Source organism: Streptomyces spinosisporus, from assembly GCF_022698145.1.
Lineage (GTDB): Bacteria > Actinomycetota > Actinomycetes > Streptomycetales > Streptomycetaceae > Streptomyces > Streptomyces spinosisporus.
Window position 1 is genome coordinate 987,384 of record NZ_JALDAX010000001.1, and the last position, 13,316, is coordinate 1,000,699.

A 13,316-nucleotide genomic window follows, 5' to 3' on the forward strand; every position below is an offset into this window, starting at 1 on the left:
CGGCCCCCGAGCCACCTTCCCCCCCCGCACCACACAGGAGACCCCTTTCATGCACGACGACCGGAACCTGGTCGAAGCCCGGCTGGAGCGCGTCCTGAGGGAACGTGTCCGACCCGCTGTTCACCCCCTCACCGCACCGCTGTCCGTCGAGATCTGGTCCACCACGGGCGAACCCGTGCCGGTGGCCGAAGGACTGGCCGCCCCCACCCGTCCCATCGCCGCCGGGACCCCTTGGGGCGCGCCCTGGGGCACCAGCTGGTTCAAGGTCACCGGCACGGTCCCAGCCGAGTGGGCGGGCCGCACCGTCGAGGCCGTCCTGGACCTCGGCTTCACCCGGCGCACTCCCGGATTCCAGTGCGAGGGACTGGTCCACCGGCCCGACGGGACCCCGGTGAAGGGGCTCCACCCGCGCAACTCGTATGTACGTGTCGGCTCGCCCGTGGCAGGGGGCGAGCAGGTGCACTGGCACATCGAAGCCGCCTCCAACCCCGACCTGGAGGCGTCCGGTGTGCCGTTCCAGCCCACGCCGATGGGTGACAAGACCACGGCGGGCGACGCACCCCAATACGTGCTGGGCGACATGCGGTTGGCCGTCCTCGACGAGACGGTGTGGAACCTCGTCACCGACCTGGAGGTCCTCGGCGAGCTGATGGCGGAACTCCCCGTCGACGGCGCGCGCCGCTGGAACATCCTCCGCGCGGTGAGCCGGGCCCTGGACGCCCTGGACCTGCAGGACGTGAACGGGACGGCCGCGGCCGCGCGCGCCGAACTCTCCGACGTACTGGCAGCTCCCGCGACGCCGGCGGCGCACCGCATCAGCGCCGTAGGCCATGCGCACATCGACTCGGCCTGGCTGTGGCCGCTGCGGGAGACGGTGCGCAAGGTCGCCCGTACCGCGTCCAACATGACGGCGCTCCTGGAGGAAGAGCCCGACTTCGTCTTCGCGATGTCGCAGGCCCAGCAGTACGCGTGGCTCAAGGAGCATCGGCCCGAGGTGTACGCGCGGGTGAAGAAGGCCGTCGCGGACGGCAGGTTCGTGCCCGCGGGAGGCATGTGGGTGGAGTCCGACACCAACATGCCGGGTTCGGAGGCGATGGCGCGGCAGTTCGTGCACGGCAAGCGCTTCTTCCTCGACGAGTTCGGCCTGGAGAGCGACGAGGTCTGGCTGCCCGACACGTTCGGCTTCGCGGCGGGTCTGCCGCAGATCATCAAGGCGGCGGGCGCGACCCGGCTGCTCACCCAGAAGATCTCGTGGAGCCGCACCAACAGCTTCCCCCACCACACCTTCTGGTGGGAGGGCGTCGACGGCAGCCGCGTCTTCACCCACTTCCCGCCCGTCGACACCTACAACTGCGAGGTGACGGGACATCAGATCGCGCACGCGGCACGGAACTTCAAGGAGAAGGGCGTCGCCACCCGGTCCCTCGCGCCGGTCGGGTACGGCGACGGCGGTGGCGGCACCACGCGGGAGATGGTCGCCCGGGCGGCCCGCCTGCGCAACCTGGAGGGTTCGGCGACGGTCGAGTGGACGACGCCCACCGACTTCTTCACCAAGGCCCAGGCCGAGTATCCCAACCCACCCGTCTGGGTCGGCGAGTTGTACCTCGAACTGCACCGCGCCACGCTCACCAGCCAGGCGCAGACCAAGCGCGGAAACCGCCGCAGCGAGGCCCTGCTGACCGAGGCCGAGGTGTGGGCCACCACGGCGGCGATCCGCACCGGCGCCCCCTACCCCTACGAACAGCTCGACCGGCTCTGGAAGACGGTACTGCTGCACCAGTTCCACGACATCCTGCCCGGCTCGTCCATCGCCTGGGTGCACCGCGAGGCGCGCGAGACGTATGCGCGGGTGGCCGCGGAACTGGAAGGACTCATCGCGGACGCGCACCGCGCCCTCGCCGGCGATCCGGCGGGCGGCACGGAACTCGTCTTCAACCCGGCCCCGCACGCCCGCGGCGGCGTCCCCGCCACCGGCGCCTCCGCACAGCCGCCCACCGGCGGCGCGGTCGTGCCGGTACCGCGCGAGGAGGGCGGCCACATCCTGGACAACGGCCTGCTGCGCGTGGAGATCGACGCCCGCGGCCTCGTCGTCTCCGCCTACGACACCGCCGCGGGCCGCGAAACCATCGCGCCCGGACAGCCCGCGAACCTCCTCCAGCTCCACCCCGACCTCCCCAACCAGTGGGACGCCTGGGATGTCGACGCCTTCTACCGGAACACCGCCAGCGACCTCACCGACGTCACCGAGCTGGCCGTCGAGGGCACGTCCGTGCGCATCGCGCGCAGCTTCGGCGCCTCGTACGTCACGCAGGTGCTGTCCATGCCGTCGGACGCCAAGCGCCTGGACATCGCGACCGAGGTGGACTGGCACGAGACCGAACGCTTCCTGAAGCTCGCCTTCCCGCTGGACGTGAAGGCCGACCGGTACGCCGCGGAGACCCAGTTCGGCCACGTGTACCGGCCCACCCACCAGAACACCAGCTGGGAGTGGGCCAAGTTCGAGGCGTGCAACCACCGATTCGTGCACGTCGACGAGCCCGGCTGGGGCGTCGCGGTCGTCAACGACGCCACCTACGGCCACGACGTGACCCGGGAGGTGCGCGCGGACGGAGGCACGACCACCACCGTCCGCGCCTCGCTGCTACGGGCGCCCCGCTACCCCGATCCGGAGACGGACCAGGGCGTGCACCACTTCCTGCACGCGCTCGTACCGGGCGCGACGATCGGCGACGCGGTCCGCGAGGGCTACCGCGCCAACCTGCCGGAACGGCGGGTCACCGGTTCCGTCGCCGAGGTCGCGCCCCTGGTCCGGGTGGACCACGAAGCCGTCGTGGTGAGCGCGGTGAAACTGGCCGACGACCACAGCGGGGACCTCGTCGTCCGCCTCTACGAGGCCCACGGGGGCCGCGCCCACGCCACCGTCCACGTGGAGGCGGAGGGAGCCGCCGTCGAGCAGGCCGTGTTGGTGGACCTGCTGGAGCGACCGCTCGCCGGGCGTGGGGAGCCGACGCGGGGCGAGAATGCCGTCGTGCTCGACCTGCGGCCGTTCGAGATGGTGACACTGCGGATACCGCGCGGTTGACCATGCACTGAAGCCCGCCATGTCTCGCAGGAAAGAAGAGGGACCCCTTTCATGTCAGTTTCAGGCGACCGTACGGACCGTCCCACGGCCGTGTGCGTGATGAACCCCGACGTCGCCGCCCGCGTCCTCCCAAGTGAGCTGCGCACGCGGCTGTCGGCGTCGGTCCGTCTCGCTCCGGATCCGGAAGACCCGTACGCGGGCGAGAACTTCGCGGCGGCGGTCGCCGATGCCGACGTCCTGATCAGCGGCTGGGGGTGTCCGCGGCTCACGGCGGAGGTCCTGGCGCGGGCGCCCCGACTGCGGGCCGTCATGCATGCCGCGGGCACGGTCAAGGAACTGGTGAGTGACGCCGTGTGGGAACGCGGCATCGTCGTGTCGTCGGCGGCCGACGCCAACGCGGGACCCGTCGTCTCGTACACCCTCGCTCTGATCACGCTCGCCGTCCGGCGCACGCTGACCATGGCGGCGGGGTACCGGGACGGCTGGCCCGGATTCGGCGCGCGCTCGGGTGGAGACGGTCACACGATCGGCATCGTCGGTGCCTCGCGCATCGGCCGCAGGGTCATCGCCGGGCTGACCGCGTCCGACGCGGGCTACGACATCCTCGTGAGCGACCCCTACCTGACGGACGAAGAGGCGTCCCGACTCGGCGCCGTACGCGTTGAGTTGGCGGAACTGTGCCGTCGCTCAGGAGCCGTGAGCATCCACGCACCGCTCCTGCCGGAGACGGTCGGCCTGCTCGACGCCGACATGCTCGCACTCATCCCCGACGGGGGCGTGCTGATCAATACCGCGCGCGGCGCCATCGTGGACACCGCCGCCCTGACGCGGGAGTGCTCCTCCGGTCGCCTGGAGGCCTACCTGGACGTGACCGACCCGGAACCCCTGCCCCCGGACCAGCCCTTGCTCGGCCTGCCCAACGTCCTGGTGACACCGCACATCGCCGGGGCCCAGGGCAGCGAGGTCCGGCGGCTGGGCGCGTACGCGGTCGCGGAGGTCGAGCGCTGGCTGCGGGGCGAGCCGCTGCTGGGTGAAGTGACCCGCGAGGCGCTGCCCCGCCTGGCCTGAACTGCGGCAACGAGACATCCACTTCGTTCGAGCGTGCAGGAGAGCCGACACCCGTGAACCGCACTCCGTCCACCGAGCCCCGCACCCCCGCCGAGGGCCGCGCCCACTGGGAACAGGTCGCCGACCGGCTCCTGCTCGCCGTGCGGCCGTACGCCACCGCCGACCACGCCCTGATCGACCTGCCCGGCACGCCCAGCGTCAACGGTCGGCACAGCGACGGGCTCGAAGGTTTCGCGCGGACCTTCCTGCTGGCCGGCTTCCGGCTCGCGGGAGCGGCCGGTGCGGACCCGCACGACCTGGCGGGCTGGTACGCGGCCGGTCTCGCCGCCGGGACCGACCCGAAGAACCCCGGGCGCTGGCCCACCTTCGCCGAGTGCAACCAGGCCAAGGTGGAAGCCGCGTCCATCGCCATCGCCCTGCACGAGACGCGGGCCTGGCTCTGGGACCGCCTGGACGAGTCGGTGCGGCAGCGGACCCTGGACTGGCTGGCCGCGATGGTCGGTGACGCGATGCCGGGCAACAACTGGATCTGGTTCCAGGGCGTCACCGAGGCCTTCGCCCGCACCGCCGGGGGCACCTGGAGCCAGCGGGACTTCGACCGCATCATCGCGCTGACCGACGACTGGTACGCGGGCGACGGCTGGTACTCAGACGGGCTCACCGGAGGCGAACACCGCAACTTCGACCACTACAACGGCTGGGCCATGCACCTGTACCCGCTGTGGTTCTGCCGCATCCTCGGCGACGCCGCCCCCTCCGGCCTCCTCGACCGCTACCGCACGCGGCTGCGCCGCTTCCTTCAGGACCAGCGGCTGCTGGTCGGCGGCAACGGCTCACCCGTCATCCAGGGCCGCTCGCTCACCTACCGGCACGCGGCACTCGCCTCCCTGTGGACGGGCGCCCTGTTCGACGCCACACCCTTGGCGCCGGGGGAGACCCGGGCGGTCGCGAACCGGATGCTGGACCACTTCCTCGGCCACGGAGCCGTAAACGAGCAGGACTTGCTCACCCTCGGATGGCACCACCCCTTCCGCGGTGTGCTGCAGGTCTACTCGGGACCGGCGTCGCCGTACTGGGCCTCCAAGGGGTTCATGGGCCTGGCCCTCCCCGCCGACCACCCCGTCTGGACCGCCGACGAGGCCCCCCTCGCCGTGGAGCGGGGCGACTTCACGCGTGCCCTCCCGGCGCCCGGCTGGCTCGTGTCCGGGACGGCGGCGGACGGCGTCGTCCGCGTCGTCAACCACGGCGGCGACCACGCCGATCCGTCCCGCCCGCACGCGGACGACCCGTGCTACGCCCGCTTCGCCTACTCGACGCACACCGCGCCGGAGACCCCGGGCGACCCCACCGCGAGCCCCGACGCGTGCGCGGACGCCGACCCGCTCGACAACGCCGTCGTCCTGCTCGACGGCGCCGGACGCGCCTCCCACCGCAGGCCGGCGCAGCGGATCTCCCTGGACGGCGCCACCGCCGTCTCGCGGTCCCGCGCACACTGGCCCGCGAACGCGACGTGGGACCCGTTCGGCGGCCCCGACACCGAGTACGTCCTCGGCCCGTGGATCACCGTCGGCTCCGCGCTGCGGGGATCGATCGAAGTACGGGCCGTACGCGTGGACCCGGCCACCGACGAGGACGCGACCGCACCCGGGCACGTGCTGCGCGTCGGTGGCTGGGCCCTGCCCGTCGACTCCCGCACCGCGGCCGCTCCCGGTCCGCCGGCGGGGGACAGCGCGCGGGTCGTGGGCGCCGAGGGGCTGGTGTCACGCGTCGTCGGCGTCCGCGGATTCACGCAGGCCCGGGTCGTCCTCGGTACCGACAGCAACGCCCTGGGCCCGCTCTCGGCCGTTCCCGTGGTCGAGACGCAGGGTGCGGTCACCCCCGGCATCGTGTACGTGGCCCTGGTCCACCTCGGCGGCACCGAGCCCCACGCCCTGCCGCAGGTCGTCACGGGTGCGGAGGGCGCCACCCTCCTCGTGGACGTGAGCTGGGACGGGGGAGCACGGGACACCATCCGGCTGCCCGCACCCCGGAAGGGGTCAGGGGACTAGCGTCGGCGACATGACACTTTCGTACGACATCCACGGCGACGGGCCCACTGTGGTGCTGCTGCACTCCTCCGTGTGCGACCGGCGCATGTGGGACCGGCAGGTGCCGGTGCTGACCGAGGCGGGGTACCGCGTGGTGCGGTGCGACTTCCGGGGCTTCGGCGAGACACCGGTCGCGGACCGGCCGTACAGCGACGCCGGGGATGTCCGCGACCTGCTGGACCACCTGAAGTGCGAGCGGTACGCCCTGATCGGCTCCTCGCACGGCGGCGAGGTCGCCCTGGAGGTGGCGGCGACCCGGCCTGAGGCCGCCGTCTCCCTGGTGCTGCTCTGTGCCGCGATGCCGGGCCATGTCGCGGGACCCGAACTGAGGGAGTTCACCGAGCGGAAGAAGGAGTTCCTGGCGGCGGACGACATCGCCGGAGCCGTGGAGCTGAACCTCGCGACCTGGATGGGTCCCGATGCGCAGGAGGACGCCCACCACCTGGTCCGTGTGATGCAACAGCACGCGCTGGAAACGCAGCGGGCGGCCCGCTTCACCTCGACCGCGGCCCCGGTGGACATCGGCAGGATCACGGCCCCCTGTCTGGCGGTGTCCGGTGCGCACGATCTTGCGGACTTCCGCGAGATCGCGCGCACCCTGCCCCGACGCATCGCCGGCGCCCGCCACCTCGAACTGCCCTGGGCGGGTCACTTCCCCTCCCTGGAGCGGCCCGACGAGGTGAACGGCCTGCTGACCGACTTCCTCTCCACGACCTTCCCGGCCCGGTGACGCGCGCCCCGCATCGGGATGCGGGGCTCCGGGCCTGCTTCAGGCGTTGCTCGACCAGGCCGCCGAAGGCACTTCGCGATCGGCCCAGGCCGTGAACGGGGTGGCCGGGCGGCCCAGGACCTGCTCGACTCCGTCGGAGACATACGCGTCGGCACCCGTACGGATGCCCTCCAGCATCGCCATCCGCCATTCCACATAGCCCTCCGGCGTGCCGGCCGCCCGCAGGCGGGCCATGTGCGCGACCGGATCCTCGGGCTCGAAGCGCACCTTGACGCCCGAGGCGGCCGAGAGGACGGCCGCGGCCTCCTCGAAGGTCACCGCAGCGGGGCCCGACAGGGCGATCCGCCGGCCCACGCACGCGCCGTCGGCCAGGATCCTGGCAGCGGTCTCGGCGAGATCCTGCACGTCGATGAAGGGCTCGGCACCCGTGCCCACCGGGGCGGAGATCAGCCCGTCCACCGGAACGAACATCGCCTCGGTGAAGTTCTGCGCGAAGTGCGACGGACGCAGCACCGTCCACGGGACCGGACCCGCCTCCAGTGCCCGTTCGGCGAGATCGACCGCGCCACCGGGAAGGAACTCCACGCCGCGGGCCGACAGCAGCACCGCATGCCGGACGCCTGCCGGGGCCGCGACGTCGAGGAAGCGGGCGAGCAGGCCGCTCCAGTCCCGTGCGGATCCCGGACCCACGACGAACACGCTCTCGGCGCCGGCGACCACCGCCTCCCAGGTGGAGGCGTCATGCCAGTCGAACCGCAGCTGCGAGCTCCGGCTCGCCGCCGTCGCCTCGTGTCCCTGCCGGGTCAGCGTCTCGATCAGACGCCGCCCGACTTTCCCTTGTCCGCCCAACACGATGATCTTTGCCATGCCTCCACGCTAGGAGGTCGAGCCGAGATGATGGATAGGTGATCGGCTGGAAAACATTCGTGTTCGTCTACGCTGGCGGGGTGGACGTTCTCAGCGACCAGCTCGCCCGCGCCCGTGCGCGCGGTGCGGTGTTCTCCACCCTGCGCCGTGTCGCGCCCTGGGGCCTGGAGTTCTCCGGCCTGCGTCCCCTGACCGCGCACATCCTCCTGGAGGGCACGGGTTGGCTCAGCGCCGGTGAGGAGGAGCCGGTTAGTCTCGGCACCGGCGATGTCGTTCTCGCCACCGGGGGAGAGCCGTATCGGATCGTCAGCGAGATCGGTGCCGACGTCGAGACGATCACCGCCGCCCGCCGCCGGGGCAGTGACCGGCACCCCGGACCCGCCTCCACCGTCCTGTGCGGGGCGTACGTGGTCGAAGGCAGCGTGGGAAGGAACCTGCTGGAGTCGCTGCCCCGATTCGTGCGCATCCCGCCCGACGAGCAGACGGCCCGGCACCGCGACGCGATCAGCCTGCTGGCCGCGGAGGCCGATGAGGACGAGACCGGGCAGCAGGCCCTTCTCGACCGGCTGCTGGACCTCAATCTGGTGTACGCGCTGCGCAGTTGGTGGCAGCAGGACCGCAGTCACGCGCCCGGGTGGTATCGGGCGCTGGCTCACGAGGGCCTCGCACGGGTGATGCAGGAGGTGCACGAACGACCGGAGCACAAGTGGACCGTGGAGGTCATGGCACACACCGCGGCCATGTCCCGGGCCGCGTTCACCGCCACCTTCAAGAAGGTGATCGGCCAGAGCCCCGGCGCCTATGTGACGCAGCTGCGGATGGGACACGCCGAGGACCTGCTGTTGCGCACCGACGCCCCCTTGGCTTCCGTAGCGGCACATGTGGGCTACACGAACGAGTTCGCCTTCGCCACCGCCTTCCGGCGCGCCCACGGCCTCGCGCCCGGACAGTGGCGCACCACCCGTCGTCAGTCGAACTCCCCGCAGGACAGCGAGAGTTGGTGACGCGGTCGGGTCAGTGGGGGTACGCCGTGGCCTCGGCCACGTGCCGCCAGGTGTCGAGTTCGGCCCGGACCGTCCTGAGCTTGTCCTCGACCCTTTGCACACAATCGGCGCCGAGCTGGAGGCGGAGCGGGGGATCGGTGTGGTCGGAGAGGTCGACGATGGCGGCCGCGGCCCTCGCGGGGTCTCCGGGCTGGGCGTGGTTGGCGGCATGGGCGCGTTCACGTGAGGCGCCGGCGGTGGCGGCGTAGTCGGGGATGTGGTGCGGGGTGGTGCGCAGACTGCTGGAGTCGAGGAAGTCGGTGCGGAAATAGCCGGGTTCGACGATGGTCACGTGCACGCCGAGAGGGGCGAGTTCGCTGCGCAGCGCCTCGGAGTGGCCTTCGACGGCGAACTTGCTGGCGGCGTAGATGCCCCAGGCGGGGGAGCCGGTGAAACCGGCGACCGAGCTGATGTTGACGATCCATCCCGAGCGCCCGCCGCGCATGACCGGCAGGACGCTGCGGGTGACATTGAGCAGGCCGAAGACATTGACGTCGAAAACCGCGCGGACATCGGCGTCGGGGATTTCCTCGACCGCGCCGAGGATTCCGTATCCCGCGTTGTTGACCAGGACGTCGATACGGCCGAAATGGTCCACTCCCTGCTGGACGGCGGCATCGGCCATCGCTCCGTCGGTGACGTCCAGGGCGGCGGTCAGCAGACGGCTGCCGGCGTCGAGGTCGGCGAGAGCGTCATCGATCGACTTGGGGTCGCGGGCGGTGGCGATCACCTGGTCGCCGCGGGACAGCGCCTGCCGTGCGATCTCGAGGCCGAAACCCCGGGACGCACCGGTAATCAGCCAGGTCTTCATACGTTCCTCCGTCACATGGGTGCGGTCATGCCGCGTGGATGCGTCATCAGTACAGACAGCACCAGCTTGATCGGCATTCCTGTGAACCGCTGACACGGGGGTCAGCGCCCCAGCTCCCGGTGCGCCGTCTCCGGCAGCCTCAGATACACCAGTGACGACAGCAGGCAGAGTGCCGCCACGTACCAGGGGAACAGCCCCGCGTGGTCCAGCTCCTTGAAGAGCGTGCCCACGTAGGGGGCCGTGCCGCCGAAGAGGGCGACCGTCAGGGAGTACGGGAAGCCGATGCCCGCCGCGCGGACCCGGGGTGGGAAGACCTCCGCGTTCACGGCCGCGCTGATCGACGTGAAGCCGGTCAGCAGGACCATGCCCGCGCACTGCACGAGCAGCAGCACCGCGAAGGAGTCGCGCAGGGAGTGCAGCAGGGGGACGACGAGCAGGGCGAAGCCCAGGCCGAAGAAGAGGAGGAGGGGGCGGCGGCCGAAGCGGTCGGAGACGAGTCCGCCGAGGGGCTGGAGCAGACCGAAGAAGGCCAGCGAGATGGTGCCCGCGAGCAGCGCGTCCGACTTGGCGACACCCGCGTCGAGTTCGGCGTACGTCGGCAGGTACGACGTCCAGGTGTAGTACGCGATCGTGCCGCCCGCGGTGATCCCGCAGATGAGGAGCGACTCGCGCGGGTGCCGGCGCAGCGCCTCCAACAGGCCGGGGCGTGGGGCGCGTTGCTGCTCCTCGCTGCGGGTCTCGACGGCTCCCCGGCGGATCCAGAAGCCGACGAGACTCAGTACGGCGCCGAGAGCGAAAGGAACGCGCCATCCCCAGCCGTCCATCGACCGGTCGGTCAGGGTGTCCACCAGCAGGGTCGCGATCCCCGAGGCGACCAGCTGTCCCGCGGTCGTCGACACGTACTGGAAGCTGGAGAACAGCCCGCGCCGCCCCGGCCCCGCCGACTCCACCAGGAACGTCGTCGAGGCCGCGAACTCCCCGCCCACGGACAGGCCCTGGAGCAGCCGGGCGAGGACCAGGATCACGGGAGCGAGGACACCGACCGCCGCGTACGTCGGGGTCAGGCCGACCAGCAGGCTGCTGCCGCCCATCAGCAGGATGGTGACCGTCAGGGCGGAGCGCCGTCCGTGCCGGTCCGCGATCGCCCCCATCAGCAGTCCGCCGACGGGCCGCATGAAGAACCCGACGGCGAACACCGCGAAGGTCGAGAGCAGCGGGACCAGGGAGTTGGACGCGCTCTTGGGGAAGACCGCGGCGGCGATGTACGTGGCCAGGAACGTGTAGGCGTACCAGTCGTACCACTCCACGGCGTTGCCCACGGACGCGGCGAGCAGCTGTCGTACGGGCCGTCCGGTGGTCGGGGGTGCCGAGCGCGTCTGTGTCATGATCGCGACCTCCCCGGCGGGCGGGCCCGGCACACCTCACCCCCGCCTCGGCACACCGCTCGTACCGACGACTTTCACATTGGCGCCATCCGACCCTTCCCTGACGTTTGTTGCTCTTGGAACACTCGCTCCGCGCGCATTTCGTCATGTTCCGGCCATCCGCCCAGGATGAGAGGCACCCACCCATGCCCGAAGTCAATCGGCGCCGATTCCTGCAACTCGCGGGCGCGACGACCGCGTTCACCGCGTTGTCGAACAGCATCCAGCGTGCCGCCGCGCTGCCCGCGAACCACCGCACGGGGTCCATCGAGGACGTCGAGCACATCGTCGTCCTGATGCAGGAGAACCGTTCGTTCGACCACTACTTCGGTTCGCTCAAAGGCGTCCGCGGCTTCGGCGACCCGCGCCCGGTGACCTGGCCCGACGGGACGTCGGTGTGGCACCAGAAGGACGCGAACGGCAAGGAGATCCTGCCCTTCCACCCCGAGGCCGACGATCTGGGCCTGGCGTTCGTCCAGGACCTCCCGCACGGCTGGAACGACGGACATGCCGCCTTCAACGGGGGCAGGTACGACAAGTGGGTGCCGTCCAAGGGCTCCACGACGATGGCGTACCTGACCCGCAAGGACATCCCGTTCCACTACGCGCTCGCCGACTCCTTCACCATCTGCGACGCGTACCACTGCTCGTTCATCGGCTCGACCGACCCCAACCGCTACTACATGTGGACCGGTTACACGGGCAACGACGGCCAGGGCGGCGGACCGGTCCTCGGCAACGACGAGGCGGGCTACGGCTGGACGACCTACCCCGAGCGCCTGGAGAAGGCGGGCATCTCCTGGAAGATCTACCAGGACGTCGGCGACGGCCTGGACGCGGCCGGCGGCTGGGGCTGGATCGACGACGCCTACCGCGGCAACTACGGGGACAACTCGCTGCTGTACTTCAACCAGTACCGCAGCGCCAAGCCCGGCGACCCGCTCTACGACAAGGCCCGCACCGGCACCGACGCGTCCAAGGGCGAGGGCTTCTTCGACCGGCTCACGGCCGACGTCAAGGGCGACAGGCTGCCGCAGATCTCCTGGATCGCCGCCCCCGAGGCCTTCACCGAGCACCCCAACTGGCCCGCGAACTACGGTGCCTGGTACATCTCCCAGGTCATCGACGCCCTCACCTCCGACCCGAAGGTGTGGGCGAAGACGGCGCTGTTCATCACCTACGACGAGAACGACGGGTTCTTCGACCACCTGGTCCCGCCGTACCCGCCGCAGTCCGCCGCGCAGGGCAGGTCCACCGTCGACCCCGCCCTCGACCTGTTCAAGGGCAGCGGCAGCAACCCGGCCGGGCCCTACGGCCTCGGCCAGCGCGTGCCGATGCTCGTCGTCTCGCCCTGGAGCAAGGGCGGTTACGTCTGCTCCGAGACGCTCGACCACACCTCGATCATCCGGTTCATGGAGAAGCGCTTCGGTGTCGAGGAGCCGAACATCTCGCCCTGGCGGCGCGCGATCTGCGGCGATCTGACCTCGGCCTTCGACTTCTCCCGCACGGACACCCGGCCGGTCGCCCTGCCGGACACCGACGGCTATGAGCCGCCCGACAAGGACCGGCACCCGGACTATGTGCCGACCCCGCCCGCGCAGGGCGTCCTGCCCCGGCAGGAGCGCGGTCACCGCCCGACGCGGCCGCTCAAGTACGCGCCGTACGTGGACGGTTCGGCCGACATCGCGGCCGGGAAGTTCACGCTCACCTTCGCCTCGGGGGCCAAGGCGGGGGCCGCGTTCCTGGTGACCTCCGGCAACCGCACCGACGGGCCGTGGACGTACACCACCGAGGCCGGCAAGAAGGTCGCGGACACCTGGAACTCGGTGTACTCGAACGGCTCGTACGACCTGGCCGTGCACGGTCCGAACGGCTTCCTGCGCGTCTTCAAGGGCCCGAACAAGACCGCCGGACCCGAGGTCACCGCCCGGCACACCGGCGAGGACGTCGAGCTGACGTTCACCAACAAGGGCTCCGGCACGGTCCGGCTGAAGCTCACGGGCGGCTACGGCTGCCGTCCACGCACCTTCACCGTCCGGCCCGGCGCGACGCTCAGGCACACCGTCGACCTCACGGCGAGCCACCGCTGGTACGACCTCACGATCACGTCCGAGGCCGACCCCGCATTCCTGCGCCGCTTCGCCGGACACGTCGAGAACGGGCACCCGAGCGTGAGCGACCCGGCGCTGCTGACCGCGTAGGCG

General features: G+C 71.2%; 9 protein-coding genes. 6 read left to right on the plus strand and 3 right to left on the minus strand.

Annotated features, from left to right (window positions below):
• Nucleotides 1–49 precede the first annotated feature (49 nt).
• Genes MQN93_RS04260 through MQN93_RS04275 form a run of 4 tightly spaced genes read left to right on the plus strand, consistent with a single transcriptional unit; the run spans nt 50 to nt 6,967 of the window.
• Nucleotides 50–3,082: an alpha-mannosidase gene (locus MQN93_RS04260; RefSeq protein ID WP_242708352.1), complete on the plus strand. Its 3,033-nt coding sequence runs from the start codon at nt 50–52 to the stop codon at nt 3,080–3,082.
• 51 nt (nt 3,083–3,133) lie between these two features.
• Nucleotides 3,134–4,150, plus strand: coding sequence for a hydroxyacid dehydrogenase (locus MQN93_RS04265; RefSeq protein WP_242708353.1), 1,017 nt, complete (start codon nt 3,134–3,136; stop codon nt 4,148–4,150).
• 53 nt (nt 4,151–4,203) lie between these two features.
• On the plus strand, nt 4,204–6,198 hold the full coding sequence (locus tag MQN93_RS04270; RefSeq protein WP_242708354.1) for a DUF2264 domain-containing protein: 1,995 nt from the start codon (nt 4,204–4,206) through the stop codon (nt 6,196–6,198).
• A 10-nt stretch (nt 6,199–6,208) separates the two neighbouring features.
• Nucleotides 6,209–6,967, plus strand: a complete 759-nt coding sequence (locus MQN93_RS04275) for an alpha/beta fold hydrolase (RefSeq protein WP_242708355.1) — start codon at nt 6,209–6,211, stop codon at nt 6,965–6,967.
• Between the two features lie 39 nt (nt 6,968–7,006).
• On the opposite strand, the gene MQN93_RS04280 is transcribed toward MQN93_RS04275, so the two are convergent.
• Nucleotides 7,007–7,834, minus strand: coding sequence for an NAD(P)H-binding protein (locus MQN93_RS04280; RefSeq protein ID WP_242708356.1), 828 nt, complete (start codon nt 7,832–7,834; stop codon nt 7,007–7,009).
• An 80-nt stretch (nt 7,835–7,914) separates the two neighbouring features.
• On the opposite strand from MQN93_RS04280, the gene MQN93_RS44175 reads away from it, so the two are divergent.
• Nucleotides 7,915–8,838 carry an AraC family transcriptional regulator gene (locus MQN93_RS44175; RefSeq protein ID WP_242708357.1) on the plus strand — a complete coding sequence of 308 codons (924 nt, stop codon included), beginning with the start codon at nt 7,915–7,917 and terminating at the stop codon, nt 8,836–8,838.
• Between the two features lie 10 nt (nt 8,839–8,848).
• On the opposite strand, the gene MQN93_RS04290 is transcribed toward MQN93_RS44175, so the two are convergent.
• Both MQN93_RS04290 and MQN93_RS04295 read right to left on the minus strand, forming a co-directional pair.
• On the minus strand, nt 8,849–9,688 hold the full coding sequence (locus tag MQN93_RS04290; RefSeq protein ID WP_242708358.1) for an oxidoreductase: 840 nt from the start codon (nt 9,686–9,688) through the stop codon (nt 8,849–8,851).
• 101 nt (nt 9,689–9,789) lie between these two features.
• Nucleotides 9,790–11,073 carry an MFS transporter gene (locus MQN93_RS04295; RefSeq protein ID WP_242708359.1) on the minus strand — a complete coding sequence of 428 codons (1,284 nt, stop codon included), beginning with the start codon at nt 11,071–11,073 and terminating at the stop codon, nt 9,790–9,792.
• Between the two features lie 185 nt (nt 11,074–11,258).
• Here MQN93_RS04295 and MQN93_RS04300 point away from each other — a divergent pair, with 185 nt between their 5' ends.
• Nucleotides 11,259–13,313, plus strand: a complete 2,055-nt coding sequence (locus MQN93_RS04300; protein WP_242708360.1) for a phosphocholine-specific phospholipase C — start codon at nt 11,259–11,261, stop codon at nt 13,311–13,313.
• The last annotated feature ends 3 nt before the right edge of the window (nt 13,314–13,316 follow it).

Coding starts and splice junctions, on each gene's coding strand:
- MQN93_RS04300 (WP_242708360.1), top strand. CDS start 11,259: ATGCCCGAAGTCAATCGGCGCCGATTCCTGCAACTCGCGGGCGCGACG.
- MQN93_RS04295 (WP_242708359.1), bottom strand. CDS start 11,073: ATGACACAGACGCGCTCGGCACCCCCGACCACCGGACGGCCCGTACGA.
- MQN93_RS04280 (WP_242708356.1), bottom strand. CDS start 7,834: ATGGCAAAGATCATCGTGTTGGGCGGACAAGGGAAAGTCGGGCGGCGT.
- MQN93_RS04290 (WP_242708358.1), bottom strand. CDS start 9,688: ATGAAGACCTGGCTGATTACCGGTGCGTCCCGGGGTTTCGGCCTCGAG.
- MQN93_RS04265 (WP_242708353.1), top strand. CDS start 3,134: ATGTCAGTTTCAGGCGACCGTACGGACCGTCCCACGGCCGTGTGCGTG.
- MQN93_RS04260 (WP_242708352.1), top strand. CDS start 50: ATGCACGACGACCGGAACCTGGTCGAAGCCCGGCTGGAGCGCGTCCTG.
- MQN93_RS04275 (WP_242708355.1), top strand. CDS start 6,209: ATGACACTTTCGTACGACATCCACGGCGACGGGCCCACTGTGGTGCTG.